Source organism: Pseudomonas sp. 43(2021) (assembly GCF_017490805.1).
Lineage (GTDB): Bacteria > Pseudomonadota > Gammaproteobacteria > Pseudomonadales > Pseudomonadaceae > Aquipseudomonas.
Genome location: NZ_JAFGYJ010000006.1, coordinates 197,163 through 223,092, shown reverse-complemented (window position 1 = coordinate 223,092; position 25,930 = coordinate 197,163). Strand labels below are relative to the sequence as shown.

Below are 25,930 nucleotides of genomic sequence, written 5' to 3'. Positions count from 1 at the left end.
GGAATTGCACAAGCGATCCTGGATCGCAGTGGAAGCTCGCAATGCGTCGATGTTGCTGGGGTATAGTGTACTTAACTTTTCGCTCTTTGGACACGCATTCATCCGGCTCATCATGGTGAGAAACTCACAGCGCCGTCACGGCGTCGGCTCCGCGATCCTCCGTACACTGGAATCTCAGTGCGGAGCCGTAAAGTTATTCACATAGACAAATGCCTTAAATGATCCGTTGCAAAAACCACTCGGAAAGTTCGGTTTCATTGAGAGCAGTTATGTCGAGAATCTGGATGAGGCAATCCCGGGATTATTTTTGTGAAGCTCTACTCCTGAAGTCGTTGAGAGATCTTAGCGGAGTCTCTTAATTGACCCCGATCCTTCATTAACACTTGCTCACTGAGCTTTTGAAATCAAGCTGCTCATGTATTGGTTAACATCTCGCAGATCCTGAACACTCCAAGAGTGAGGCGGAATCTTGACATTGTTTTCTTTTAATGTGTCTGGAATCAAACTTCCATTTGGGCGAAGCACTATCGAAGATACAATTACTCCGGGATAATCGGCTAATCGCTTCCTGAAACTCAACGTCGTAAGGTCTGGCGTCGGAGGATTGCTTTTCCTTGCCAGCGGCCCTGTTCCTTTGATATCCGCGCCATGACAAACCGAGCATCTCTGCATGTAGAGTTTCTTTCCATTGATATTTTCCGCCAATGAATGCTGCGCTTGGGTTGCTGCGCAGAATCCAAGCAAGGCGATGAACAATTTTCTGCTTTTCATTTTTTCTTGCGCCAATCAATTTTAACGAAACGAACCGTACGCGATCACAACCTCTCCAATCAGGCAGCTCGGCTGCCGACATGAATACGCCTCTTTCCGAGGAAGGACAGCTTAGATGCGGTTCGGTCGTCTGTCGAACGGTAAGACGCCCCTAAGAAGGCAACGGCCAGAAGCCAGCAACTTGATAAACCTTGAATAAGTCGACGGGATCACACGTGAATATCTGGCCGATGCTTTGCAACATCGGCCGACATGCTCTGGCCAGCACTACCCTTTGGTCAGATCAACCAATGGCATCTGCCGCACTTCGGTTTCGCGCCCACCCTGAATCTCGCTCACCTGCTTCAGGGCCTTGTCCACCGCCACCTTGTCCGGCAAGAAGCTGTAGCTGATGTGGAACTGCCTGCGCTCCTTCGGTCCGATTGTCGGCACCAGGTTCAGTGGCCGCTGGTAACGGCGGTTGTAGGAAAAACTCGTCCCTGGCTCCAGCCCCGTGACATAGCCCTGGCCTTGGGTATCGGTATTTTTCCACAGGGAGAATACAGGCAGCGTCCGAATATTGAAGCCGACCGAAACGCCCAGACTGCCAGCCTTGTTGTGCAACACAGCCAACGTATTGCCTTGGCCATCAGCATACGGCACCACGTTGTAAACCGTTTCATCATAGTCCTTGGTGGGCGCACGGTAGGTTTGCCAATCGGGCAGATCGCCCCTGGCCTTGTCGTTGAACGGCGAGACCTGTTTCACCGGTGCGGCGAAACGAGCGCCCTGCTCCAGGAACGGGGTGCTGAAGTTACTGTGATACAGCGCCTGGTATTCCTTCGGATAGTCGCCGTTGTTGGTCAGGGTGTCATTGAGGACGAACACCGCGCTGCCGGGTTCGGTGACCACTTCGGTCATAACGGAGAAGTCGACTTTCTTGAACGCCTGCTCTTTCAGTTCGCCGCGCAAGGTGATGGCGTACGGTGGTTTCTCATCAATGTGCAGGGTGACTTTGCTCGCAGGAATATTGGCGGCCCGACCGTGCAGGGTCAGCAGTTCGCCGTTGTCGATGCCGGGGTGCCCGACCCATTCGTAACCGCAGCGGGTGACCAGTTCGTTGAAACCCTCCAGCCAGCCCAGACCATTACGCCCATTGAGTTCGATGAAGGACGGGTTGACCACTTCCTTGACTGGCGAATCCCAGCCCATGCGCACATTACCGACCGACGCCTGCAAGATGTTCATACCGCGGGTCGGCACTACGGAGAGTTTCATCGTTCCGTTATCGATGTCGACAATGCTGACCCCCTCCTGCCGACCTCCGTGCAAGGTGCGCAGGGTAACGCTGAAGGGCTTGTCGGTTTTTACGCCAAGTTGCTGGCTGGTGATCTGCCAGTTCTGGGCGGCTTTGTCGGTATCGAGTAGAACGTAATCCCAGGCCAGGGCATGAGAGGTTGCGGACAGGGCGCCGAGAGCAATGAACAGCTTGAGGAGGGACATGGCAGTAGCCTTTCTTGGAGTTGTGCCTTTTTATAAACGCGAAGAAACGTTTCAGCAAGCCAGGAAGCCAGACATCTCGGCGCATTCGATGCCCAGCGCAGCCTCCGGCAGTGGTTACGGCAGGCAGAACACAAGTGCGCGTCACCACGACGAGGCAGCGGCTATCCTTCAGGTTGGAGGGCGTATGTGTGGAAGGTTGAGCCAATACCGTGGCATACATGACTTCGTTGAAACCCTGAGCCTGCCAGAGGCCTGGAGGAACAACGTCGGTGACCAGCCGCTTGGCCGGTACAATGTCGCGCCGACCACGCCGGTAGCAGTGCTGCGTGTGGATGATGCAGGCCCGAGGGCGGACCTGGTGCGGTGGGGCTGGCGGCCGCATTGGGCAACCGATCGCGCTGCGCCGATCAATGCCCGAGTCGAAAAAGTTGCGCACGGCCCGTTCTTCCGGGCGATCTGGCCGCACCGGGCCATCACGCCCATCGACGGCTGGTACGAATGGGTTGATGAAGGCAGGCCGAAGAAGCAACCGTACTACATCCGCCGCCAGGATGGGCGCCCTGCCCTGTGCGCCTCGATCGGCCAGTTCACTGGAAGCGAGCACGACGGGTTCGTCATCATTACCGCCGATGCCCAAGGCGGGATGGTCGATGTTCACGACCGCCGGCCTGTGGTGCTGTCACCTGAGCTGGCATATGAATGGATCGCGGCGGAAATGCCGAGCGAGCACGCGGAGCAACTGGTGCTCAACCTGGGAGAGCCGGTCGAAGCCTTCGAGTGGTATCGGGTGAGCACAGCCGTGGGGAATGTGCGCAACCAGGGCGCCGAGCTGATTCACCCGCTTCAGTGTTGAAAGGCGCCGAGTGATCGCCACCGCTCACACGCCAGATGTTTTTCCTTCGAGCAACACCCATAACAAAAAAACCGCAGACGTTAGTCTGCGGGGTTTTGAATGGTGAAGGCCGAGGTCGGAATCGAACCGGCGTAGACGGATTTGCAATCCGATAGAAGACTCGCCGTCTCATGGGCCTTTGGCGCTAAAACCAGTTCCAAAACGAATCAGTATTTGCCAGTCTGCAACCCGCATTCTACAAGGGCCGGCGTTTCAGTTTTGGAACTGATTTTCGCTCTCCTCCGGCGCTCTGCCGACCTACTCCCAACCCCTTTACGTCCTGAAGTCAAACCCTTCTGGTGAATGCGTCGTCACGTAGTGCGCCAGGTAGTTGTCCAGTACCGTCTCCGGATCTTCGAGCAAACGGTAATCGGCAAAGTCATCGTTCTTAACGTGATAGACCTTCCCATCGCACTTGCCTTCGTCAAGAAACAGGGCATCGCCCGCATCAGTCAGCAGCCAGCAACGCAGGTAGTGCTCGGAACTCGCCTGGATGCCTTTGACGAAATCCCTGATAACGGCCTTCTTAACCCCACGTAGCACTCGATAGCGTTCGATTGACAGACGTCCGCTGTAGGAAAACGGGGTGTTGGTCCAATCGATGGACAGATAGGAATCCTCGGTCAGCATAAAAGACCAGAAATAGCGATACAGTTCCTTCCAGCGGGGCGGCAGCATCGCACAGTCTCGTTCGAATGCAGGACCCTCTGTTTCAAGTATAACGGGCACGATGTCGAAGAACAGGTTCAACTCCCGCCCTTCAGCCGCCAGCGAGGCCATCCAAGTACCTTCAAACAGCCTGAACATCACTATCGGCACCGCATACTCACGCTCGATCGCCGCACCGGTACGAGGAAAGGCCTCGGCAAAGCCAGGAAACATTTCGCCAACGGATGCGCCAAGCGCATCGATCACCACGCTGTTCAGGCGCGGCCGCTGAGCCTCTCCAAGATCAGCTGCGCTTGTGCACACTAAATCGTACCTATCCTTGTCAAGCATCATCTATCCCTATTCGAGCTCCAACTTCGAAATCCTGTATCGGCCGGACGGATCATTCCTCTAGCTCCGGTATAGGCTCGGCCATGATCGGTACTAAATAGATCTCTATTGCCACATTACCATGCAGTTTCCTAGGGGTGTCTGGCGGTGCTAAGGGGTTGAGTTTATTCGGCAAAACACCCCTCCTGCCCCCTCATTTCCCCGTTAGTGGTATCAAAATTGGTATCACTTGGTAGCCGCCGTTGACTGTCCGCTTTCGACCCATTGCGGACATTCACCAGAGGCTACAATACAGCACCAAATCACCAGCAACTGCCTGCCCTAATAAAGCGCAGGCTCATGAAAAGGAAGTCAAGCAAATGGATGTACTTTGCACCTCTCTGGACGAAGTCCGCCAAGGGATCGATGAAATCGACCGCAACCTCGTTTCGCTTCTCGCCAAACGGGGCCGGCTTGTGACGCAAGCAGCTGCCTTCAAGAAAACCACCGATGATGTGCGTGCGCCTGCTCGGGTTGAGCAAGTGATAAGGAAGGTTCGTGAAATGGCTGACGAAACTGGTGCCTCGGCTGAGGTCGTGGAGCAGGTCTACCGGGCAATGATTTCGGCCTTCATCACTGAAGAACTGGCCACCCATGCGAAGCTGGCCAATGAACCTTCAGCATCTTGATGACAACGCGGGGCTCATCCGAAGCCCCGCCGCTTTTCCTCACCCACTACCTTTGACTCAAAGCCGCAATCGAAACACCAGATGCGACAAAGGTGAGGCCAGCGCCCACATTTAGCCCATTTACCAGCCGCGGCCGCTGGTACAGGTAGCGAGATAACACCGTGGCGAAAATGCCCATCAAGGCAAAACCGAAAGCTGTGAGTATAGCAAACCACACCCCGTAAACCATCATCTGCACGCTGACCGATCCACGAGCCGGATCGACAAATTGGGGAATGAATGCCAACACGAACAAGCCTGGTTTCGGGTTGAGCACAGCCGAAAGCAGACCGGTTAGAAAAATGCTGGACAACGATTGCCGGGACGCCGGCTGAAAGCTGATCAAACTGCGTGCGCGCAAGACCTTGATGCCGAGCCAGAGCAGATAGCCAGCACCAATGAGTTTGATCACCCAGAAAGCGACCACCGAGGTCTGCATCAGAAGGGTCAATCCTAACGAAGCGGCTGCGACGTGAAACAGAATGCCCGCGCCTGACGCCATGCCGGATACGGCCGCTGCGACTTTGCCCTGGCTGAGACCACGGCCAATGGCCAACAGGTTGTCAGGGCCCGGCGCCAATACCAACAGCACGCAGGCAGCAGTGTAGGCAAACCACACATTCATTGGAAACACGGCTCTCTCCTTAAGCCTGATAAAGCATCCATCCTGACGGTGGGGTATGCCAATGGCAAGGAGGAATCTCAAGGATTGTTGGCTCTGATGGGTTTAGACCTGCCGAGTTGTCCAAGTCAGCGAAAAACGCTATGTCTGCAGTGGCTCGAAAGCAGCCGTTCGCATAGGGCAATCGAGCCGCCCAACAGGTGCGGCCCAGGCGCAGGTTCTGCTGAACGGTTTTCAAGACCGCGTTATAAACCTTCACTCCATGCTGCCTGCAACGCAAAATAGATTCCAAAACAACGACGAAACGGCACGGCTACAGGCCGCATACTGCAAGGGTCGCCATTTCAGTTTTGGAACCTATTTTCGCTCTCCTCCGGCGCTCTGCCGACCTACTCCCAACTCCTTTACGTCCTGAAGTCAAACCCTTCTGGTGACTGCGCACTCACGTAGTGCGCCAGGTAGCTGTCCAGCACCGTCTCCGGATCTTCGAGCAGACGGTAATCGGCAAAGTCATCGTACTTAACGTGATAGACCTTCCCATCGCACTTGCCTTCGTCAAGAAACAGGGCATCGCCCGCATCAGTCAGCAGCCAGCAACGCAGGTAGTGCTCGGAACTCGCCTGGATGCCTTTGACGAAATCCCTGATAACGGCCTTCTTAACCCCACGTAGCACTCGATAGCGTTCGATTGACAGACGGCCGCTGTAGGAGAAGGGGGAGTTGGTCCAATCCATGGACAGATAGGAGCGCTCGGTCAACATAAAAGACCAGAAATAGCGATACAGCTCTTTCCAACGGGGCGGCAGCATCGTACAGTTTCGCTCGAATGTAGGCCCCTCTGTTGCAAGCGTTTCGGGCACCAGGTAGAAGAACAGGTTCATTGCTCGCCCCTCAGCCGCCAGCGATGCTATCCAAGTACCCCTATAACTCTCGAACAGCATTATCGGCACAGCATACTCACGCTCGATCGCCGCCACAGTACGAGGAAAGGCCGCGGCAAAGCCAGGAAACATTTCGCCAACTGATGCGCCGAGCCCCTCTATCACCACGCTCTTCAGGCGCGGCCTCTGTGCGTCGCCAAGATCAGCTGCGCTCGTGCAGACTAAATCGTACCCATCCTTGTCAAGCATCATCTATCCCTATTTGAGTTCCACTTACAGAAAGCCTGTATCGGCCGGACGCTTCCTTTCTCCAGCTCAGGCATAAGCGCGACCAGATCTGGTTTGAGTGCCCTCCACCTCGGCGCCATCGCCAAGCCCTCGAAAGGCTGAAGTTTCGGAACTCCATGCCTTTAGTTTCGGAACTCTTGGCTTTTTTGACCCGCAAAGAAAAGCCCCGCAGACGTTAATCTGCGGGGCTTTCGAATGGTGGAGGCCGAGGTCGGAATCGAACCGGCGTAGACGGATTTGCAATCCGGAGCATAACCACTTTGCTACTCGGCCTCAAAGGTCGGATCTAGCAGCTTGCGCTTCGCTATCTCCTTGAAACGCTGAACCTTTTTCAAAGTTTGCTGCGTTTCGATGGGCGCCATTATGTCTTCATTCCTTTAACCTTGCAACCCCCTGAACGAAAAAAAATTTCAACGGGTTCAAGGTGTTAGCGCAGGCGGCCGAGTTTACTCCACAAGCCCACCACGGTGTTCTCCACCGTGCCACTGGCAGCCATGCCGATTCGCTCCTGCAGGCTCTTGCGTTCGGCGTAGTGCAGGTGGAACAGGTTGGCGCTGCGCGCGCGCTCGCTGAGGTACTCGTCACTGGTCTGCAACTCGTCCACCAGCTTGCGGTTGAGTGCCGCGACGCCCAGCCAGACTTCGCCAGTGGCCACTTCGTCGATGTGCAGCTGCGGACGATAGCGGGCAACGAAGTCCTTGAACAGCTGGTGGGTGATGTCCAGGTCTTCCTGGAACTTCTCCCGGCCCTTCTCGGTGTTCTCGCCGAACACCGTCAGGGTGCGCTTGTATTCACCGGCGGTCAGCACTTCGAAATCGATGTCGTGCTTCTTCAACAGGCGGTTGACGTTGGGCAACTGCGCCACCACGCCGATGGAACCCAGCACGGCGAACGGCGCGCTGACGATCTTCTCGCCGATGCAGGCCATCATGTAACCGCCGCTGGCAGCCACCTTGTCGATACACACGGTCAACGGGATGCCGGCCTGGCGAATGCGCGCCAGCTGCGATGCGGCCAGGCCGTAGCTGTGCACCAGGCCGCCACCGCTTTCCAGGCGCAGCACCACTTCGTCACGCGGGGTGGCGAGGGTCAGCAGCGCGGTGATTTCGTTGCGCAGGCTTTCGGTGGCAGAGGCTTTGATGTCGCCATCGAAGTCCAGCACGAAGACCCGGTCCTTTTCCTCGGCCTTGCCCTTCTTCTGCTGTTTTTCCGCCTTGGCCTGCTGCTTGCGCAAGGCCTTGAGCTGGGCCTTGTCGAGCAGGCCGGACTCCAGGCGCTCGCGCAGATCCTTGTAGAACTCGTTCAGGCGGGTGACCTGCAATTGCCCACCCGATTTGCGCCGCCCCTTGCCGCGCAGCCCGGCGATAGCCGACAGCACTATCAGGATGGCGATGACCAGGGTGGCGGTTTTGGCGAGAAAGCTTGCGTATTCGGCAAGAAACTCCACGTTGACTCCTTAAAGACCTGCGCCACGACGGCGCGTAACTGTTGCAAGCATACCGTTGCGCCTGAGGTGCTGCCAGCCGCTGTAAACGCCGGCAACACCTTTCAAACAACCTTTTCAAACGCTTGTATGTTTTTTCGTTGACAGCCCGTGTGCCGCATCCTAACCTCGCAGCAACCTCCAACAGGCCGGAACCTTTCGTGGGCAACCTCTACCTGATCCGACATGGCCAAGCCTCCTTCGGCGCCGATGACTACGATGTCCTCTCGCCCGTGGGCGAGCGCCAGAGCCAGGCCCTGGGTGAGCACCTGGCCCAGCTCGGGGTACGGTTGGACCGCTGCGTGGCAGGCGACCTGCGCCGCCAGCAGGATACCGCGCGCCTGGCCCTGGCAGCACTGCATGCCAACGGCAGCCCGGTGCCGGCTGTCGAGACCGATGCTGCGTTCAATGAGTTCGATGCCGATGGCGTGATCCGCGCCCTGTTGCCCGGGCTGCTGCCGCAAGAGCCCGACGCCCTGCACATCCTGCGCAATGGCGCGCAGCACCGCAGCGAGTTCCAGCGCCTGTTCGCACTGATGGTGCAGCGCTGGCACGATGGCGAACATGCCGACGATGGCCTGGAGACCTGGCAGGCCTTCACCGCCCGCGTGCAAGGCGGCCTGCAGCGCGTACTCGATGCCGCCGGTAGCGGTGACAATATTGCCATCTTCACCTCGGGCGGCACCATTGCCGCCCTGCTCCACCTGGTTACCCGTATTACCCCCAGCCAGGCGTTCGCGCTGAACTGGCAGATCATCAACACGTCGCTCAGCCAGCTGAAGTTCCGCGGCCGCGACGTGGCACTGGCTTCCTTCAACAGCCAGGCCCATGTGCAACTGTTGAGGGCGCCGGAGCTTGTCACCTATCGATGAGCCCGGCTTGTTGTGTCCCTGCGGGGACGTGTAAATCACTCTATAAGGAATGCGCCATGACCTCCGTAGCTGATGCCGTTAAAAAGATGCAAGAGAAGTTCAACCCATCCGCTGCCGCCGGCCTGGACCTGGTGTTCGGCTTCAACATCACCGACGAAGGCAAGCACTACGCACTGATCGTCAAGGACGGCACCTGCGACCTGCAGGAAGGCGAAAACCCGGATGCCAACTGCACCCTGGTAATGGACAGCGAAACCCTGAAGGGTATCGTCAGCGGCGAAACCGACGGCATGCAGGCGTTCATGGGCGGCAAGCTGCGCGTTGAAGGCGACATGATGCTGTCGATGAAGCTCAGCGAGCTGTTCCCGTCCTGAGGGTCGGGGGTACCGGATGATCGAAAAACCGAAGCCTGACCGGCTTCGGTTTTTTTTTGCCCGCCTGTTCGGGCCCTATCGCCAGTCGCTTCATCAAGGCAGTTGATCGGGCAGCAACACCCTCGCCTATATGGCACCTGGCACGCTTGTCCCACACCCAGCTGACCATTAGATTAGCCAATAGTCCTTGTGATCGAGAATAAGGAAAACGCATGACGCTCACCGACCAGTCCACCCAGGTACGCCCCGGCGAAGAACTCGACGCGGCGGTCATCGACCCTTACCTCAAGGCCAACATCCCCGGCCTGGATGGCCTGCCGAGCATCAGCCAGTTCCCTGGCGGCGCCTCCAACCTTACCTACCTGGTCAGCTATCCGGGCCGCGACTTCGTACTACGCCGCCCACCGTTCGGGCAGAAGGCCAAATCGGCCCACGACATGGGCCGCGAGTTTCGCATCCTCAACCAGCTGAACAGCGGCTTCCCCTACTGCCCCAAGGCCTATGTGCACTGCACCGACACCAGCCTGATCGGCGGCGAGTTCTACGTGATGGAGCGGGTCAAGGGCATCATCCTGCGCTCGGACATCCCGGCCGAACTGGACCTCGACGCCAACCGCACCGAGGCCCTGTGCAAGAGCTTCATCGACCGCCTGGTGGAACTGCACCAGGTGGACTACAACGCCTGCGGCCTGGCCGACCTGGGCAAGCCGGAAGGCTATGTGCAGCGCCAGATCGAGGGCTGGACCAGTCGCTATGAAAAGGCCCTGACCCCGGACGCCCCGCGCTGGGAACAGGTAACCGCCTGGCTGCACGAGAAAATGCCCGCCGACCACACGCGGCCCGGCATCGTGCACAACGACTACCGTTTCGACAACGTGATCCTCGATGCCGACAACCCCATGCGCATCATCGGTGTGCTGGACTGGGAAATGGCCACCCTCGGCGACCCACTGATGGACCTGGGCAACAGCCTGGCCTACTGGATCCAGGCCGACGACCCGGCGCCAGTGCAGTTGATGCGCCGCCAGCCGAGCAACGCCCCGGGCATGCTCAACCGCCGCCAGTTCGTCGATTACTACGCCGAGCGCGCTGGCATCCGCCTGGACAACTTCGATTACTACTATTGTTATGGCCTGTTCCGCCTGGCCGGCATCGTCCAGCAGATCTACTACCGCTATTACCACGGCCAGACCCAGGACAAGCGCTTTGCCCAGTTCATCCACATGAACCGCCTGCTGGAGCAGATGACCTTGCAGGTCATCGCCAAGTCCAGCCTCTGAGCCCCGACTTCGACGACGGATAACAAGGAAAACAGCATGTCCAAGACCCACCTGTTCGACCTCGACGGCAAGATTGCCTTCGTTTCCGGCGCCAGCCGTGGCATCGGCGAGGCCATCGCCCACCTGTTGGCCCAGCAAGGTGCCCATGTGATCGTGTCCAGCCGCAAGCTCGACGGTTGCCAGCAGGTGGCCGACGCCATCATCGCCGCCGGCGGCAAGGCAACGGCGGTAGCCTGCCACATCGGTGAACTGGAGCAGATCCAGCAGGTGTTCGCCGGCATCCGCGAGCAATTCGGGCGGCTGGACATCCTGGTCAACAACGCCGCCACCAACCCGCAGTTCTGCAACGTGCTGGATACCGACCCGGGTGCTTTCCAGAAGACCGTGGACGTGAACATCCGTGGCTACTTCTTCATGTCGGTAGAGGCCGGCAAGCTGATGCGTGAACAGGGTGGCGGCAGCATCATCAACGTGGCGTCGATCAACGGGGTGTCGCCCGGCCTGTTCCAGGGCATCTATTCGGTGACCAAGGCGGCGGTCATCAACATGACCAAGGTCTTCGCCAAGGAATGCGCGCCGTTCGGTATCCGCTGCAACGCCCTGCTGCCGGGCCTGACCGATACCAAGTTCGCCTCGGCACTGGTAAAGAACGACGCCATCCTCAACGCCGCGCTGCAGCATATCCCGCTCAAGCGCGTGGCCGACCCCAAGGAAATGGCCGGCGCCGTGTTGTACCTGGCCAGCGATGCCTCCAGCTACACCACCGGTACCGCGCTCAATGTCGACGGCGGCTACCTGTCCTGATCAGGCTTTTACTGCCACCAGGGTGTAACTCAGGGGCAGGCGCGCGGGCTGCTCGCGCAGGCGATATTCACCGTCGTCGCCCTTGACCATCTGCCCCGGCAGCGCCTCCCAGGGGATGCTCTGGTGCTCGACCAGGGCGGTCAGCTGCAGGCCGTGCGCCAGCAAGGCACTGATCACCTCGCCCAGGCCGTGGTTCCACTCGTGGGTTTCGGTGTGAGACAGGCGCTGCTCGGTTTCGACGTAGGTTTGGTCGTTGTGCCACACCGTCGGCTCTTCGTGCTCGAAATACGGGTACTCGAGTTGCAGGCGGTCCTGGTGGTCTTCGTTGACCGCCATCAGCATCGGGTGCCCGTCGCGCAGAAACAGCCGCCCACCTGGTTTCAGCAGGGCCGCGACAGTACGCGCCCACGGCTCGATGCGGGGCAGCCAGCAGAGCGCGCCGATCCCGGTGTAGACCAGGTCGAACGTGCCAGCTGGCAGCACCTTGTCGGCGGCATAGACGTCGGCCTCGACATACGCGATGGGTGCCGCACAGCGCTCGGCCAGCACCCGCGCCTCGGCCAGCGAAGCCGTGGAATAGTCCAGGCCACAGACCTTGGCGCCAAGGCGCGCCAGCGAGAGGGTGTCGGTACCGATGTGGCACTGCAGGTGAACGGCGTTGAGCCCGTCGATATTGCCAAGCAATGGCAGGTCGAAGCGTACGGTTTCGGAAAGGTGTTCGGGTTGCCGGATGAGCCGTTCGACTTCGTAGTCGTTGGAAGCAGCGTGCAGCGGAGCACGTTCATCCCAGCTGGCGCGGTTGAGTTGCAATGAGCGGTCCATGGTGTCTTCCTTGATTCGTGGGGGCTTATGCTAGCCCCCACGAATCTCCCTGCGACAGGACTGCATTGCTAAAAATTGTAAAGCTCGCGCGCCCCCTGTGGGAGCGGGTTTACCCGCGAATGCGGTGTTGAATGTACCGACGCATTCGCGGGTGAACCCGCTCCCACAGGGGAATGTGTTTTGACGTTACAGGCAGGTCGCCGCCGCCGCCCGGCGCTGCAGGGCCACGCCGTCGTTCTTCTGCGCGTAGTAATCCACCCGCGCCCCACCCGCCTGCGGGTACACATCCACGAACGCCTCGGCCTCACGGGTATACACCGTGAACCCACCCTGCTTGCGTGGTTCCAGGTAGCCACTGGCATCGTCGCCGAACACCTTCTCTTCCTGCCAGCTGAACTGGATGCACTGGGCCACCAGCGCCGGCGCCTTGTGCGAGTCGAGCTGCGCAGTCGGCTTGCCGCCGCGGGCCGTTTCCATGGTTGCAGAAGCACAACCGACCAGCATCAGCGCCGCGGCCATCGGCAGAATCGCACGCATGTTCCATCCTCAGGGTAAAAAAGAACGCGACTCTAGCACTGGCAAGCCACGCGAGTGAATTGCCGCGCACAGGTGGCAGTCGCAGACAAGGCATGCCGCTCATCGCTGGCCCGACAAATTTTTTGCCTGACAGCGAAACCAAATGGATCCTTCCCAGTCTCAGAAGGTGTGCCGTAAACCTTTGCGGATCAAGGACCTATATCGTGATGACCCGTCTTGCAAGCCTTTCGCTGATTGCCGTTGTCCTGCTGACCGCAGGGTGCCATAGCCATCGCTACCATGACGACGACGATGGCTGGCGTGACCGTGATCGTGACCATCGCCACCACCATCGGCATGACCGCGACGACGATGATGATGACTATCGTCGGTACCGTGGTGACCGCTACTACCGCTGAAGCGTCTTTTCAACCCTGAGCCGCCGCCCGTTGCGCGGCACCTTAACCTGATGATTCCTTTGAGGTTCGTATCATGCGTCTGACTCTGCCTTCCCTTGCCCTCGGCCTGCTGCTGTGCCAGGGCGCTTTCGCCGGTGACGGTACCGCCGCCATTGGCGGTGGCCTGGGTGGTGTTCTGGGTAACGTTGTCGGTCAACAGATCGGCGGCAAAACGGGGGCGGCCATCGGTGCCGGCCTCGGCGGCGCAGCCGGCAGTGCGGTAGGTGCACGCAAGGGCAACCGTACCGAAGCCGCCATCGGCGGTGGCCTGGGCTCGGCCGGCGGCTCGCTGCTGGGCGGTGCGGTGGGCGGCAAGACCGGCTCCACCGTAGGTGCCGGCCTGGGTGGCGCGGCTGGTGGTGCCATCGGCAACCACCTGGGCGACAACAACGGCAAGCACCGTCGTCACCGTCACTGATCCCGGTGACCAAGGGGCCGCAATGCGGCCCCTTTTGTTTTGCAAACCCTGCAGTACATCAACACCCCCTTCACCACGTTCCGGCACACTGGCTGCTACTGTCTATCCTGCCCCCGTGTGAAGGAACACCCCCTCCTCATGAACCAAGAGCTACTCTGGGTCCTCGGCCTGCTGGCCATCGTCATCGTCCTGTTCGTCATCAATCGCCCACGCATGGACGTGGTCGCGCTACTGGTGATCCTCGCCCTGCCGCTGTCGGGCATCCTCACCGTGGAACAGGCGCTGGCCGGCTTCAGTGACCCCAACGTGGTACTGATCGCCGCCCTGTTCGTGGTCGGTGAAGGCCTGGTGCGCACCGGCATTGCCTACCGCATCGGCGAGTGGATGAGCGAGCGGGCCGGCAACAGCGAGGCCCGCCTGCTGGTGTTGCTGATGGTGGCCGTGGCGGGGCTGGGTTCGATGATGAGCTCCACCGGTGTGGTGGCCATTTTCATTCCGGTGGTGCTGAGCATCGCCGCGCGCCTACAGATTTCGCCCAGCCGCCTGATGATGCCACTGGCTTTCGCCGGCCTGATCAGCGGCATGCTAAGCCTGGTGGCCACACCACCCAACGTGGTGGTGCACAGCGAACTGGTGCGCCATGGCGAAGCGGGCTTCAGCTTCTTCAGCTTCACCCCGTTTGGCCTGGTGGTGCTGGTGCTGGGCATCGGCTACATGCTGCTGACCCGGCACTGGTTGAACGGCGAAGTGCGCAAGGACGGCCGCGTGGAAAGCCGCCGCACCCTGCTGGACCTGGTGCTGGACTACAAGCTCAATGGCCGTGAGCGGCGCCTGCGCATCCGCCCCCACTCCCCGCTGATCGGCCACACCCTGGGCGAGCTGGAGCTACGCACCCGCCATGGCGCCAACGTGATCGGCATCGAACGCCAGCACAAGTTCACCACGCGGGTGATCGCCGCCGACTCCAGCACCGTGCTGCACCAGGGCGACGTGCTGCTGCTCGACCTGTTCGCCAACCACGACGACCTGCGCAGCCTGTGTCAGACCATGCAGCTGGAGCCTCTGCACTTCAAGGCCGCCTACTTCATCGACCAGTCCCAGGAGCTGGGCATGGCCGAGGTCTCGCTGCCACCTGGCTCGAAACTGATCGGCAAGAGCATCCTCGAACTGGCCTTCCGCACTCGCTTCGACCTCAACGTGGTCGGCTTGCGCCGCGAGCAGGCAGCGATCGAAGAACAACTGGTGGAAGAAAAGCTGCGCCTGGGCGACACCCTGCTGGTAGTCGGCCCATGGAAAGCCGTGCGCCAGTTGCAAAGCAAGCCCAAGGACTTCCTGGTTCTGAGCCTGCCCGCAGAAATCGACCTGGTCGCGCCCGCCCGCACCCGCGCACCACAGGCGTTGCTGAGCCTGGCGGTGATGGTCGGGCTGATGGTCAGCGGCGCGGTACCCAACGTCATTGCCGCACTGATCGGTTGCCTGCTGATGGGCGCCGGCCGCTGCATCGACATGAACAGCGCCTACCGGGCCATCCACTGGCAAAGCCTGGTGCTGATCGTCGGCATGCTGCCCTTTGCCCAGGCACTGCAGAAAACCGGCGGTATCGACCTGGCGGTGGGTGGCCTGGTCAGCGTGCTGGGCGGTGCCGGCCCAAGTGCCATTCTTGCCTGCCTGTTCGCGGTCACGGCAGTAATCGGCCTGTTCATCTCCAACACGGCCACCGCGGTACTGATGGCACCCGTGGCCGTCAGCACCGCCGCGCAGCTGGGCATGTCGCCCTACCCGTTCGCCATGACCGTGGCGCTGGCCGCCTCGGCGGCGTTCATGACGCCGGTGTCATCGCCGGTCAACACGCTGGTACTGGGCCCGGGGCAGTACCGCTTCGCCGACTTCGTCAAGGTCGGCGTGCCGTTTACCGTGCTGGTGATGCTGGTGACCGTGTTGATGGTGCCGTGGTTCTTCGGGCTGTGAGGTGATCGGTAGCGGATGGAGGCAATTTGGCATTATCTCGACCAATCGCGGCAGATTGACATCAAGTCCTCTGACGAAACAAACTTGTGCGCAATTGCCCCAGGTGCTTCAAGCCGTTGTCCTGGATTTCGTTTCCGCTTTGCCGGTCGAGCCCATGGTTTTTCCAGCCCAATCGCGCGTGCTGCACTACGTCGTTCTGCTCGGCCTGACCTTTGCCCTCACCCTGGGCGGCATCCTGGCCCGTCCGATCGAATCCCTGTCGCTATTCTGGCCGGTCAATGCGGTACTGGCCGGCGTGCTGCTGCGTTATCCCCGGCAGGCCACGCTGACGGGCTTTACCTTGGTCTGGCTGGCCATGGTCGGCGCCGACCTGCTGTGCGGCAGTGCCTGGGTACCCGCCCTGTGGTTCAACCTGTGCAACCTGGGCGTGGTGGCCACCCTCTGGCTGCTGCTCTCGCGCTTGCCGCGCCTGCACCGGCGCATGCGTACCCCCCACGGCGTGCTCAGCGTGTTTGGCGCCTCCGCCGCCGCGGCGATCGTGGCGGCCAGCATGGCGGCGGTAATGGCCGCGCCGTGGTTCGAACAGTCCTTGCGCGCCACCTGGCTGGCCTGGTTCAGCGAACAATTCTCCACCAGCGTGCTGGTGCTGCCAGTGCTGCTGACGGCGCCTTCGGCACGGGCGCTGGTGCGCGGTGGCGCCCAGGCCATCCGCCTGGCACCGTTGCTTGTGCTGCTGGCCTCGCTGGCGTTCAGCATTGCCTTCGGCGGCCCCGGGGCCATTGCCTTCCCGATTGCCGCACTGCTGTGGTGCGCCTGGACCTACTCCCCGTTTCTGGTCTCTCTGCTGACACTTACCGCTGGCAGCACGCTGATCGTGGCGGTAGCGCAAAACCTTATGCATTTCAGCGTGCCGCAAAGCGAGCCCGGGGTGACCACGCTGATGTCGGCGCGCCTTGGCATCGCCATGCTGGTGCTCGGGCCGCTGGTGGTGGCCTGCGTCAGCCAGGCCAACCGCAGCCTGATGGCCCGCCTGGCGCATCAGGCCACCATCGACCACCTCACCGGCGTGCTCACCCGCAGCGCCTTCACCCGCCGCGCCAACGCGCTGCTGGACAGCCGTGAGCAACACGCCCAGGCGCTGCCGCTGACCCTGATGATGCTGGACATCGACCACTTCAAGTCGATCAATGATGCCCACGGCCATGCGGTTGGTGACCAGGTGCTGCGCCAGTTTGCCGGGACCCTGCAGGAGCAGCTGCATGATGGCGAACTGTTCGCCCGCCTGGGCGGCGAGGAGTTCGTCGTGGTCCTCCCGGGCCTGGCGCCAGATCGGGCCAAGTTCACGGCAGAACGCCTGCGCCGCGCCGTGCAGGACCTGCATGTGGTGCAGGCCGAGCAGCCCCTGCAGATTACTGTCAGTATCGGCCTGGCCGGTTGTGCCGCCGACATGCCGGCCCCCACCCTCGACGAACTGCTGGCGCGCGCTGACCAGGCGTTGTACCGGGCCAAGGCCCATGGCCGCAACCGCGTCGAGCAGGCCGAACCGCAACGCCAGGTGATGTGAACTAGCCGGCCAGCAGGTCCCACGTCAACTTGGCGATCAGCACGCACAGCAGCACCAGGAACAACCCGCGGACAAAGCCCGCGCCCTTGCGCACCGCCAGCCAGGCACCGGTCAGCGCGCCGAGGATGTTGCACACCGCCATGGGCAAGGCGATGGCGTACAGCACGTTGCCCGATGGCACGAAGAACACCAGCGCCGCCAGGTTGGTGGCGATGTTGACCACCTTGGCCGATGCCGAGGCGTGCAGGAAGTCCAGGGCAAAGAAGCGGATGAACAGGAAGATCAGGAAGCTGCCGGTGCCCGGACCGAACAGGCCATCGTAAAAGCCGATCGCACCACCGATCAGCACCGCCAGGCACTGCTCCTTGCGGCCGATCGTTGCGGGTTTGTGCAGCGTGCCAAAGTCCTTCTTGCAGAAGGTGTAGATGGCCATCAGCACGATCAGCACCAGCACCGCCGGGCGCATCACGCTGGGCGGCACCAGCGACACCGTGGCGGCACCGGCGAACGACATGACGAAGGCACTGAGCGCCGCCGGCACGATCAACCCCCAGTCCAGCGTCACCCTGCGAATGAACGAACGCGCCGCGAAGGCCGTGCCACACACCGACGCCAGTTTGTTGCTACCAAGCAATGCCGCCGGTTGCGCGGTGGGCAGCACGTTGAACAAGGCCGGGATCTGGATCAGCCCGCCGCCACCCACGGCAGCGTCGATCAGCCCAGCGGCGAAGGCGAACACGGAAAGCACAGCGATATCCATCATGACGCGGTTCCAGGCAGTGGAGACGCCTGCAAGGCTAATCAAAGTGCCGCGCTTGTGTTGAAATGCCACATTGCGAAAACTGCAACGAGGAGCAGGCAATGGCATTGGACATGCTGCGGGAAATCCAGGCGTTCGTCAGCGTGGCGCACAAGCGCAGCTTCGTTGCCGCCGCCCGCGCCCTGGGGCGCTCCCCCAGCGCAGTAACCCGCGCGGTACAAACCCTGGAAGACAACGCAGGGAGCAAACTGCTCAACCGCAACGCCAACGCTGTGACCCTGACCGAAGCCGGCGAGCGCCTGCTGCCCCATGCCGAACGCTTGCTGGATGTGCAACGTGATGCCGCCGACGAACTGGCCGCGCTCAGCGGCAGCGCACAAGGCTGGATCCGCTTCGCCGTACCGCAGGTGCTGGGTGAACATGTGCTGCCCCAGGTGCTTGCCGAGTTTTCCCGCTGCCACCCCCAGGTAACCCTGGACGTGCAGTACAGCGACGGGGCGTTGGACCCACTGCAAGGCAAGTTCGATTTCGTGGTGCGCGGCGCCTTCCCGCAGTCGAGCGAGCTGATCGGCTACCCACTGTGGGATTACCGGCGCCACCTGTATGCGAGCCCTGAATACCTGGCCCTGGCCGGCACGCCACAACAACCCGAGGACCTCGAAGGCCACGCGCTGATCCTGCACACCGCCCCGCGCATCCTCAAGGCCTGGCACTTCTGCCGCGACGGCCAGATCACCAGCCTGCGCCCCAGGCCCAGGCTGCGGCTGGACTCAGGCGACGCGGTGTACCACAGCACACTGGCCGGTGCCGGCATCGCCCGCCTGGCCGCCTGGGTTGGCGAAGCGCAGGTCAAGGCCGGGCGGCTGGTGCGGGTATGCCCGCAATACCGCCTGACCTCCAGCAACGGCCAGGACCCGCAGATGCATGCCGTGTACCCCGCCGGCGAGCTGCCGGCACGGGTGCGCGACCTGCTGGTGGCCCTACGCCGCGCCGGCCTGGCCTACTGAAACACCCCCCTGAAACGGCTGTTCAAATTCTGCTCAATTTAACAGAGCCCGCCGTGGGCCTGGCTTGCAGCACTTTATCCACAGACCTACCCACGTTTTTTGTGGACAGATTTCCCAGTGCAAAGAATGACTTATCGTACAAATCGGTAGGGTGAATCGGCCAACAACGAAGAGCAATGGGCCCGCCCGGAGGACAGGCAGGCCGCGGGGAATTTGGATGATGAACGTCAGCTTGGCGGAATGGTGCCAAGAATACCAATCAGAATGGTCAGCAGCAGAAAACCACCCAGGAATAGCGCAAGCTTGCCCATTGGAACCTCTACAAGTGTGATGCGGGAATGGACATATTGTCGGGCGTGAGCTGATACGGTTACAGATTCAGGTTTGTGGAAAAAAAGCGGATCAGATGCAACGGCGCCGATTCTTTGTGGGAGCGGGCGTGTCGAGGCGTCGAACCGCCGCGAACACCGGCGAAGCCGGTGCCAGGCACCGCGTTGGATTCTTCGCGGGCACGCCCGCTCCCACACGGTACGCGGACCGCTTGCGCACTGAGTTCTCTGCGCGACAGCGCAGCCCAAAGGGCTGGGTAATCTCCCACAAGAGCAACGCACCAGCCCCTTACGCGTGACAGCAATTTTTGCAGTCATCCACGCTGTGCTAGGGTCAAGCGCCCGAACCTGCCAAGGAGTGCCATCCCGTCATGACCGCTTTCGCGACCAACGCTGCCCTGTTGTTGATTGACCTTCAGGTTGGCATCCACCACCCGCGCCTAGGCCGGCGTAACAACCCCGAGGCCGAACTGCGTATAGGCGAGCTGCTGGCTGCGTGGCGTCAGTCAGGGCGCCCGGTGATCCATGTGCGCCACCTGTCCCGCTCGGTGGACTCGGTGTTCTGGCCGGGCCAGTCCGGTTGCGAATTCCAGCCCGCATTCACCCCGCTGGCCAGCGAAACCGTGTTCGACAAACATGTGCCCGATGCCTTCGCCAACTCCGGCCTGGAGCGCTGGTTGCACGCGCGCAGCATCAACGAGCTGGTCATCACCGGGGTAATTACCAACAATTCCGTGGAATCCAGTGCACGCTCGGCGGGCAATCTCGGTTTCGATGTGGTGGTAGTAGAGGATGCCTGCTTCACCTTTGACCAGCACGACCTGCAAGGCCGGCTTTGGCCCGCGGAGGATGTGCATGCGCTGTCATTGAGCAACCTGGCTCTGGATTACGCGCGCATTCTGCGCACGGAGCAGGTACTGGCCGGAGGCGCGCTTCAGGACAGCCGCTGAAGCTTCTGCGCAGGCAACCAGCCAAACTCGTCATCGCCATGGCGCCGACACCAGACCCAGCCATTGAGCGGGCGCACCATCTGCACCAACTGCCCTGGGTCGGCATCCAGTTCATGCGCCGAATAGTGGTCCAGCGCCCTGCCCTTGCACACGCTGAGGCGCTCGATCAATTGGGCCGGCACCCAGCCCGGCTCCTGGCCGGCGCAGGTGCACAGGTACCAGTCCTGCCAGCCTGGCTCGCCCTCGTAGCGCGGGCCGATATCCAGCAGAGTGCCCTTGGCGAAGCGGATGGGCCGCGGGTACTCACTGCGATGAGGTGCTATCACGACGTAATGCATGGGCCTCTCCCTGCCCGGGAAACCTATCGATCGTAGCAGAAGCGGCAAAAACCGCTGCCACCCGGTATTTGTATCTTCATGTGTACAAATTGAGACCTGATACACAACAACGTTTCCTGCAGGCTGCGCGGACACATCCTCGATACAGCCGTCATCTTTACTGGCCCCCATCAACCCGCACCGATGGCCTCGCCAAGGAGATGCCCGATGTCTGCCCGCCACTCGACCACCACCCTGCCACACCGCTTCAGCCGTACACTGCTCGCCTGTGCCCTGCTGCCACTTGGCCTGCTGGCGGCGAACATCGCCACGGCTGCACCACAGCAGCCCCAGCCAGCCGCCACAGCGGCAGATGACTTCGGCCCGTTGAAACACGTCAACGCTGGCGTGCTCGATGTGGCCTACGTAGAGCAAGGCCCGGCCGACGGACCGGTGGTGATCCTGCTGCATGGCTGGCCGTATGACATTCACAGTTTTGAACAAGTTGCACCCGCCCTGGCAGCAAAAGGCTACCGGGTGCTAGTGCCCTACGTACGTGGTTACGCCCAAACCCGCTTCCTGTCTGCAGCAACCCCACGCAACGCCCAGCCCGCGGCGCTGGCCAGCGATGTGATCGCCTTCATGGACGCGCTGCATATCCAGCGTGCCGTGCTCGCCGGCTTCGACTGGGGCGCACGCACCGCCGACATCGTCTCGGCACTGTGGCCCGAGCGGGTGAAGGCACTGGTGTCGGTCAGCGGCTACCTGATCAGCAGCCAGGAAGCCGCCAAGGCCCCCCTGCCCCCCAGCGCCGAGTTGCAGTGGTGGTACCAGTACTACTTCGCCACCGCGCGCGGCCAGGCCGGCTATGACAAGAACCGCCATGCCTTCGCCAAGCTGATCTGGCAAACCGCCTCGCCCAAGTGGGCCTTCGACGACGCCACCTTCGAGCGTAGCGCCAAGGCCCTGGACAACCCCGACCAGGTGGCGATTACCGTGCACAACTACCGCTGGCGGCTGGGCCTGGCCCAGGGCGAAACACGCTACGACCCGCTCGAGGCCAAGCTGGCCAGTTTCCCCAGCATCGGCGTACCGACCATCACCCTGGAAGGCGACGCCAACGGCGCCCCGCACCCGCCGGCCGAAGCCTATGCGCAGCGCTTTACCGGCAAGTACGAGTACCGGCTGATCAGCGGCGGCGTCGGCCACAACCTGCCGCAGGAAGCGCCGCAAGCGTTCACCCAGGCAGTGGTGGATGCGGATCACCTTTAGTTTTCGGGGCAGCAATTGCTACATAAGATTTCGAAAAGCACGACACGCCTTCGATTGAGCCGCGTTGAAGGCGGGCATTGCCGAAACTGCTTGTTCCCAGCTACTACGCGGTGTTGAGCCAGGTTTGAAAGACATGTCTTGAAACGTAGCTTGTAGGATTTTTTACCGCGCAATGTAGGAAGAATCGATGCAGTGGGCTTTGCCTGTATGAAACATCAGTTTCTCCAGCAAATTCCAGCTGCTACGGTCCAGTTTTCCTACAACGGCACGGAGGCCTACAGCATGAGAAAAGCATGGACCCGTTCAATGCCTCGGCCCTGAAACTGCAGAAAAATTTGCTTAACCTGCGCCTTGAGCGCGATCGCCTGAGAAGGGAGGGCAAGGACAAGGAAGCGGACGAACTCGCGGCACCGATCGAGCGGATAGAAGCGGCTATTCGGCAATTACCGGATGACATGAAGCCAGTGACCCTGCAATAGAACCTGTGGGAGCGGGCATGCCCGCGAAGAATGCAACACGGTGCATGGCACCGGCTGCGCCGGTGTTCGCGGCTGAAGCCGCTCCCACAGGTACAGGGCAGACCTCAAGCTTTACGCAGCTCCTGCAGAACATTACCCACCTCCGCGCTGCGTCACTGATCGTGAACATCAACGTCCGCGGTTTTGTGGGTGACGGGATCTACCTCTTCTACTAGGATGCCCACGTCTGCATCATCCCGGAGAACACCAGGCACAAGGATCGGCTCATCCGCCTGGACGTAACCTGTATCCAGGCCCTGCAGCAGCATTCACCCATTACATCTATCGGGATCACCAGTGTCACGTATCAAAAAGCTTGGTGTTTTTATCATTCTGCTCGTTGGTTCCGGCTATGCAGCTGTCGAATGGAAGAGGCACGCAGACTTTGAAAAGACCGGGGAGGACCTGGTCCGCCAGCTGGGCTTACAAATCGTTACCAATCTTGGGCAGATGAACGCCACCTGCAGGTCCGTGGCCAAGATTGACTCGGTCGCCCTTGATACTGACGGGCTGCTTGGCATGAAGGGGTCGGCCGTTCTGTACATTACCGGGAAGAACGACAGCGCTATTTCCATCAACTACCGCATGGAAACGGTGGGAGACAAGGTTTGGGTCCGGCCTACGGATCAGATTTCCGCGCAGTTGTCAGTGATGCAATTTGGCTTGAGAGGCTGCGGCTAGCGCTCAGTAACCAGCGAGGAGCCCGCCTCGGCGGGCTTTTTCGTGCCTGTCAGAATGGGATGACGCCAAGGAGGAAGTTGGGGCCTTGGCGAAACCGACCAAGCAAGAAGTATCGGAAGCGCTTGCGAAACAATCCATTCCCACGGACGTTCCCAAGGATGGCTTTCTATGCCCAAAAAACGCAAAAAGCCCTGAATAATCAGGGCTTTGAATATGGCGGAAGCGTAGAGATTCGAACTCTAGGATAGTTGCCCATCGACGGTTTTCAAGACCGTTGCCTTAAACCACTCGGCCACGCTTCCAGCTCGTTTTGCGGCCGCCATCATACCGTAATGAAACAAGCTGTCAAACTCTCTGTGTCGCGGGTTGTGGGAGCTCTGATAGACTCCTAGCATCTGAACGTTTGAAAACCACAGGTTTACCAAGGAGTGTCGCCATGCGCGAACAGGATTACGCCGTACACCACGGCCAGCAGGTCGAGCAGCAGGAGATCAGCAAGGTCCTGCGCAACACGTACAGCCTGCTGGCACTTACCCTCGCCTTCAGCGGTGTCATGGCCTTCGTGGCCCAGCAGATGCGCGTCGGCTACCCGAACGTGTTCGTGGTGCTGATCGGCTTCTACGGGCTGTTCTTCCTTACCAACAAACTGCGTGACTCGGTCTGGGGCCTGGTCTCTACCTTCGCCCTCACCGGCTTCATGGGCTTCATCCTCGGCCCTATCCTCAACCGTTACCTGGGCATGGCCGGTGGCGCCGAGGTGGTCAGCTCGGCGTTTGCCATGACTGCACTGGTGTTCGGTGGCCTGTCGGCCTATGTGCTGATCACCCGCAAGGACATGAGCTTCCTCAGCGGCTTCATCACTGCGGGCTTCTTTGTCCTGCTGGGTGCTGTCGTGGCCAGCTTCTTCTTCCAGATCAGCGGCCTGCAACTGGCGATCAGCGCTGGCTTCGTGCTGTTCTCGTCGGTCTGCATCCTGTTCCAGACCAGCGCGATCATTCATGGTGGCGAGCGTAACTACATCATGGCGACCATCAGCCTGTATGTGTCGATCTACAACCTGTTTGTCAGCCTGCTGCAGCTGTTTGGCATCATGGGTCGTGATGACTGATTGATTGCTGCGTGAGAAAGCCCGCTTCGGCGGGCTTTTTTGTGGGAGCGGGTTCACCCGCGAACACCGGCGCAGCCGGTGCCAGGCACCGCGTTGGTTTCTTCGCGGGTGAACCCGCTCCCACCGGGTCCGCGCAGGTTTCAGGCTTATGCTCTACCTGCTGAAGCATATAGCGCTCAATAACTGACCATAAAGTCAGATAATAAGGCGCATGGTCGTCGATCATGCCGCCATCGTGCTTTGCTCTACCCCAATCCGCCATCACCCCGTAGAATGCGCTCCTTTTTTCTTTCGGGGCAGCTTTCTGCAATGAGCTCACACGAACACAGCCCAGGCGCGGCGGCGCCTGCCAATGAACTGGTGCTGGGTCTGGAGGACAAGCCAAGGCTGTTGATCGGCCTGCTGGCTGCCCTGCAGCACCTGCTGGCGATCATCGTGCCGATCGTCACCCCTGGCCTGCTGATTTGCCAGGCGCTAGGTGTTTCCGCACGGGATACCAACCTGATCGTTTCCATGTCGCTGGTCATCTCGGGGATCGCCACCTTCGTCCAGTGCAAACGCTTCGGGCCGTTCGGCGCCGGGCTGCTGATCGTCCAGGGCACCAGCTTCAATTTCGTCGGCCCGCTGATTGCCGGCGGGGCGCTGATGGTCAAGCAAGGTACGCCCGTAGAGGGCGTGATGGCGGCCATCTTTGGCGTGGTAATCGCCGGCTCGTTCGTCGAAATGGGCGTGTCGCGCATCCTGCCCTTCGTCAAACGCCTGATTACCCCGCTGGTAACCGGCATCGTGGTGCTGATGATCGGCCTGACCCTGATCAAGGTCGGCCTGATCAGCATGGGCGGTGGCTTCGGCGCCATGGCCAATGGCACCTTCGCCAATGGCGAGAACCTGCTGCTGTCGGGCGTGGTACTGGCGATCATCGTCATCCTCAACCGCATCCCGGTGGTGTGGATGCGCAGCTGTGCCATCGTTATCGCCCTGGCAGTCGGCTATGCGCTGGCCGGCTACCTGGGCCGCCTGGACTTCACCGGCATGCACGAAGCCGCGCTGTTCCAGGTGCCGACGCCGCTGCACTTCGGCCTGGGCTTCTCCTGGGCGCTGTTCATTCCGATGCTGGTGATCTACCTGGTGACTTCGCTGGAAGCCATTGGTGACGTTACCGCCACCAGCAAGGTGTCGCGCCAGCCGGTCGAAGGACCGGTGTGGATGCAGCGGATCAAGGGTGGTGTGCTGGTCAACGGGGCCAACTCGCTGCTGGCCGGTTTGTTCAACACCTTCCCGAGCTCGATCTTTGCCCAGAACAACGGGGTGATTCAGTTGACCGGGATCGCCAGCCGCCATATCGGCCTGTGGATAGCCGTGATGCTGGTGCTGCTGGGCCTGTTCCCGAGCGTTGCCGGGGTGATCCAGGCAGTGCCGGAACCCGTGCTGGGTGGTGCGGCCATGGTCATGTTCGGTGCGGTTGCGGCGTCAGGGATCAATATCCTGGCCAGCACGCGGCTGGACCGTCGCGCCCTGCTGATTATCGCTGTGTCCCTGGCCTTGGGCCTGGGTGTGGCGCAGGTGCCGGAGTTCCTGGCGCACATGCCGGCGGCGATTCGCAATGTGCTGGAGTCGGGCGTGGCTACCGGGGGTATCTGTGCCCTGGTGTTGAACTGGTTCTTGCCGGAGAGCAAGGAACAGGCTTGAGCCTGGAGTCCTTCTGTCAGGGCCGTGGGGCTGCTTTGCAGCCCGTCGCGACACAAGGCCGCTCCTATGAGGCCGCGTAGACCTGAAGATTGGTGCAA

28 protein-coding genes and 2 tRNA genes are annotated in these 25,930 nt (G+C 60.7%); 17 read left to right on the top strand and 13 right to left on the bottom strand.

Features of this window, described 5'->3' with window-relative positions; all coding sequences use genetic code 11:
* Positions 1 to 387: 387 nt before the first annotated feature.
* The gene (locus tag J5M71_RS07650; RefSeq protein ID WP_207831237.1) at positions 388 to 771 is read right to left on the bottom strand and encodes a cytochrome c; all 384 of its coding nucleotides are present in this window, start codon (positions 769 to 771) and stop codon (positions 388 to 390) included.
* Between the two features lie 267 nt (positions 772 to 1,038).
* Positions 1,039 to 2,253 carry an aldose 1-epimerase family protein gene (locus J5M71_RS07645; RefSeq protein ID WP_207831235.1) on the bottom strand — a complete coding sequence of 405 codons (1,215 nt, stop codon included), beginning with the start codon at positions 2,251 to 2,253 and terminating at the stop codon, positions 1,039 to 1,041.
* A 184-nt stretch (positions 2,254 to 2,437) separates the two neighbouring features.
* Here J5M71_RS07645 and J5M71_RS07640 point away from each other — a divergent pair, with 184 nt between their 5' ends.
* Entirely contained in the window at positions 2,438 to 3,106 is a 669-nt protein-coding gene (locus J5M71_RS07640) for an SOS response-associated peptidase family protein (protein WP_207831289.1), read from the top strand.
* A 312-nt stretch (positions 3,107 to 3,418) separates the two neighbouring features.
* Here the strand turns inward: J5M71_RS07640 and J5M71_RS07635 are convergent, their stop codons facing one another.
* On the bottom strand, positions 3,419 to 4,144 hold the full coding sequence (locus J5M71_RS07635; RefSeq protein ID WP_207831233.1) for a hypothetical protein: 726 nt from the start codon (positions 4,142 to 4,144) through the stop codon (positions 3,419 to 3,421).
* A 359-nt stretch (positions 4,145 to 4,503) separates the two neighbouring features.
* Between J5M71_RS07635 and J5M71_RS07630 the strand changes: the two genes are divergently transcribed.
* A complete protein-coding gene (locus tag J5M71_RS07630; protein ID WP_207831231.1) occupies positions 4,504 to 4,812 on the top strand; it encodes a chorismate mutase in 309 nt (102 codons plus the stop codon).
* A 46-nt stretch (positions 4,813 to 4,858) separates the two neighbouring features.
* Here the strand turns inward: J5M71_RS07630 and J5M71_RS07625 are convergent, their stop codons facing one another.
* The 4 genes from J5M71_RS07625 to sohB all read right to left on the bottom strand — a co-directional run bounded on the left by J5M71_RS07625 (position 4,859) and on the right by sohB (position 8,089).
* The gene (locus tag J5M71_RS07625) at positions 4,859 to 5,485 is read right to left on the bottom strand and encodes a LysE family translocator (RefSeq protein WP_347709863.1); all 627 of its coding nucleotides are present in this window, start codon (positions 5,483 to 5,485) and stop codon (positions 4,859 to 4,861) included.
* Between the two features lie 392 nt (positions 5,486 to 5,877).
* Complete coding sequence (locus J5M71_RS07620) at positions 5,878 to 6,603, bottom strand: hypothetical protein (RefSeq protein WP_207831229.1); 726 nt, start codon at positions 6,601 to 6,603, stop codon at positions 5,878 to 5,880.
* A gap of 238 nt (positions 6,604 to 6,841) precedes the next feature.
* Positions 6,842 to 6,915 (bottom strand) — tRNA-Cys (locus J5M71_RS07615).
* A gap of 154 nt (positions 6,916 to 7,069) precedes the next feature.
* On the bottom strand, positions 7,070 to 8,089 hold the full coding sequence (gene sohB / locus J5M71_RS07610; protein WP_207831227.1) for a protease SohB: 1,020 nt from the start codon (positions 8,087 to 8,089) through the stop codon (positions 7,070 to 7,072).
* Between the two features lie 197 nt (positions 8,090 to 8,286).
* On the opposite strand from sohB, the gene J5M71_RS07605 reads away from it, so the two are divergent.
* From J5M71_RS07605 to J5M71_RS07590, 4 genes are all read left to right on the top strand, one after another.
* Positions 8,287 to 8,997 (top strand): histidine phosphatase family protein, encoded by a 711-nt coding sequence (locus J5M71_RS07605; RefSeq protein WP_063912561.1) that lies wholly within the window; start codon positions 8,287 to 8,289, stop codon positions 8,995 to 8,997.
* A gap of 56 nt (positions 8,998 to 9,053) precedes the next feature.
* Positions 9,054 to 9,371, top strand: a complete 318-nt coding sequence (locus J5M71_RS07600) for an SCP2 sterol-binding domain-containing protein (RefSeq protein WP_046614879.1) — start codon at positions 9,054 to 9,056, stop codon at positions 9,369 to 9,371.
* A 212-nt stretch (positions 9,372 to 9,583) separates the two neighbouring features.
* Positions 9,584 to 10,651 (top strand): phosphotransferase family protein, encoded by a 1,068-nt coding sequence (locus tag J5M71_RS07595; RefSeq protein WP_207831225.1) that lies wholly within the window; start codon positions 9,584 to 9,586, stop codon positions 10,649 to 10,651.
* 36 nt (positions 10,652 to 10,687) lie between these two features.
* Positions 10,688 to 11,455 carry an SDR family oxidoreductase gene (locus J5M71_RS07590; protein WP_063912563.1) on the top strand — a complete coding sequence of 256 codons (768 nt, stop codon included), beginning with the start codon at positions 10,688 to 10,690 and terminating at the stop codon, positions 11,453 to 11,455.
* On the opposite strand, the gene J5M71_RS07585 is transcribed toward J5M71_RS07590, so the two are convergent.
* Complete coding sequence (locus tag J5M71_RS07585; RefSeq protein ID WP_207831223.1) at positions 11,456 to 12,277, bottom strand: class I SAM-dependent methyltransferase; 822 nt, start codon at positions 12,275 to 12,277, stop codon at positions 11,456 to 11,458. It lies immediately after the preceding gene.
* Positions 12,278 to 12,463: 186 nt separating this feature from the next.
* Positions 12,464 to 12,814, bottom strand: a complete 351-nt coding sequence (locus J5M71_RS07580) for a hypothetical protein (protein ID WP_207831221.1) — start codon at positions 12,812 to 12,814, stop codon at positions 12,464 to 12,466.
* Positions 12,815 to 13,020: 206 nt separating this feature from the next.
* Between J5M71_RS07580 and J5M71_RS07575 the strand changes: the two genes are divergently transcribed.
* From J5M71_RS07575 to J5M71_RS07560, 4 genes are all read left to right on the top strand, one after another.
* Positions 13,021 to 13,212 carry a hypothetical protein gene (locus J5M71_RS07575; RefSeq protein ID WP_003257401.1) on the top strand — a complete coding sequence of 64 codons (192 nt, stop codon included), beginning with the start codon at positions 13,021 to 13,023 and terminating at the stop codon, positions 13,210 to 13,212.
* 73 nt (positions 13,213 to 13,285) lie between these two features.
* On the top strand, positions 13,286 to 13,669 hold the full coding sequence (locus J5M71_RS07570; protein WP_025339704.1) for a glycine zipper domain-containing protein: 384 nt from the start codon (positions 13,286 to 13,288) through the stop codon (positions 13,667 to 13,669).
* Positions 13,670 to 13,807: 138 nt separating this feature from the next.
* Positions 13,808 to 15,637 carry an SLC13 family permease gene (locus tag J5M71_RS07565; RefSeq protein ID WP_207831219.1) on the top strand — a complete coding sequence of 610 codons (1,830 nt, stop codon included), beginning with the start codon at positions 13,808 to 13,810 and terminating at the stop codon, positions 15,635 to 15,637.
* Between the two features lie 139 nt (positions 15,638 to 15,776).
* Positions 15,777 to 17,201, top strand: a complete 1,425-nt coding sequence (locus tag J5M71_RS07560; RefSeq protein WP_207831286.1) for a GGDEF domain-containing protein — start codon at positions 15,777 to 15,779, stop codon at positions 17,199 to 17,201.
* 1 nt (position 17,202) lies between these two features.
* On the opposite strand, the gene J5M71_RS07555 is transcribed toward J5M71_RS07560, so the two are convergent.
* Positions 17,203 to 17,964: a TSUP family transporter gene (locus tag J5M71_RS07555; protein WP_207831217.1), complete on the bottom strand. Its 762-nt coding sequence runs from the start codon at positions 17,962 to 17,964 to the stop codon at positions 17,203 to 17,205.
* Between the two features lie 98 nt (positions 17,965 to 18,062).
* Here J5M71_RS07555 and J5M71_RS07550 point away from each other — a divergent pair, with 98 nt between their 5' ends.
* The gene (locus J5M71_RS07550; protein ID WP_207831215.1) at positions 18,063 to 18,968 is read left to right on the top strand and encodes a LysR family transcriptional regulator; all 906 of its coding nucleotides are present in this window, start codon (positions 18,063 to 18,065) and stop codon (positions 18,966 to 18,968) included.
* A gap of 700 nt (positions 18,969 to 19,668) precedes the next feature.
* Positions 19,669 to 20,247, top strand: a complete 579-nt coding sequence (locus J5M71_RS07545) for a cysteine hydrolase family protein (RefSeq protein ID WP_207831213.1) — start codon at positions 19,669 to 19,671, stop codon at positions 20,245 to 20,247.
* On the opposite strand, the gene J5M71_RS07540 is transcribed toward J5M71_RS07545, so the two are convergent.
* On the bottom strand, positions 20,232 to 20,585 hold the full coding sequence (locus J5M71_RS07540; RefSeq protein ID WP_063912570.1) for an SH3 domain-containing protein: 354 nt from the start codon (positions 20,583 to 20,585) through the stop codon (positions 20,232 to 20,234). The two genes, J5M71_RS07545 and J5M71_RS07540, sit on opposite strands and share 16 nt — an antisense overlap.
* A gap of 207 nt (positions 20,586 to 20,792) precedes the next feature.
* On the opposite strand from J5M71_RS07540, the gene J5M71_RS07535 reads away from it, so the two are divergent.
* From J5M71_RS07535 to J5M71_RS07525, 3 genes are all read left to right on the top strand, one after another.
* On the top strand, positions 20,793 to 21,836 hold the full coding sequence (locus tag J5M71_RS07535; RefSeq protein ID WP_207831212.1) for an alpha/beta hydrolase: 1,044 nt from the start codon (positions 20,793 to 20,795) through the stop codon (positions 21,834 to 21,836).
* 293 nt (positions 21,837 to 22,129) lie between these two features.
* Entirely contained in the window at positions 22,130 to 22,315 is a 186-nt protein-coding gene (locus J5M71_RS07530) for a hypothetical protein (RefSeq protein ID WP_063912572.1), read from the top strand.
* A 336-nt stretch (positions 22,316 to 22,651) separates the two neighbouring features.
* Entirely contained in the window at positions 22,652 to 23,035 is a 384-nt protein-coding gene (locus J5M71_RS07525) for a hypothetical protein (RefSeq protein ID WP_207831209.1), read from the top strand.
* 214 nt (positions 23,036 to 23,249) lie between these two features.
* Here J5M71_RS07525 and J5M71_RS07520 read toward each other — a convergent pair.
* A tRNA-Ser gene (locus tag J5M71_RS07520) sits at positions 23,250 to 23,337 on the bottom strand.
* Between the two features lie 134 nt (positions 23,338 to 23,471).
* Between J5M71_RS07520 and J5M71_RS07515 the strand changes: the two genes are divergently transcribed.
* Entirely contained in the window at positions 23,472 to 24,143 is a 672-nt protein-coding gene (locus J5M71_RS07515; protein WP_046614862.1) for a Bax inhibitor-1/YccA family protein, read from the top strand.
* On the opposite strand, the gene J5M71_RS07510 is transcribed toward J5M71_RS07515, so the two are convergent.
* Positions 24,124 to 24,369, bottom strand: coding sequence for a hypothetical protein (locus J5M71_RS07510; RefSeq protein WP_207831308.1), 246 nt, complete (start codon positions 24,367 to 24,369; stop codon positions 24,124 to 24,126). The genes J5M71_RS07515 and J5M71_RS07510 overlap by 20 nt on opposite strands.
* Positions 24,370 to 24,452: 83 nt before the next feature.
* Here J5M71_RS07510 and J5M71_RS07505 point away from each other — a divergent pair, with 83 nt between their 5' ends.
* Positions 24,453 to 25,832, top strand: a complete 1,380-nt coding sequence (locus tag J5M71_RS07505) for a uracil-xanthine permease family protein (RefSeq protein WP_207831207.1) — start codon at positions 24,453 to 24,455, stop codon at positions 25,830 to 25,832.
* The last annotated feature ends 98 nt before the right edge of the window (positions 25,833 to 25,930 follow it).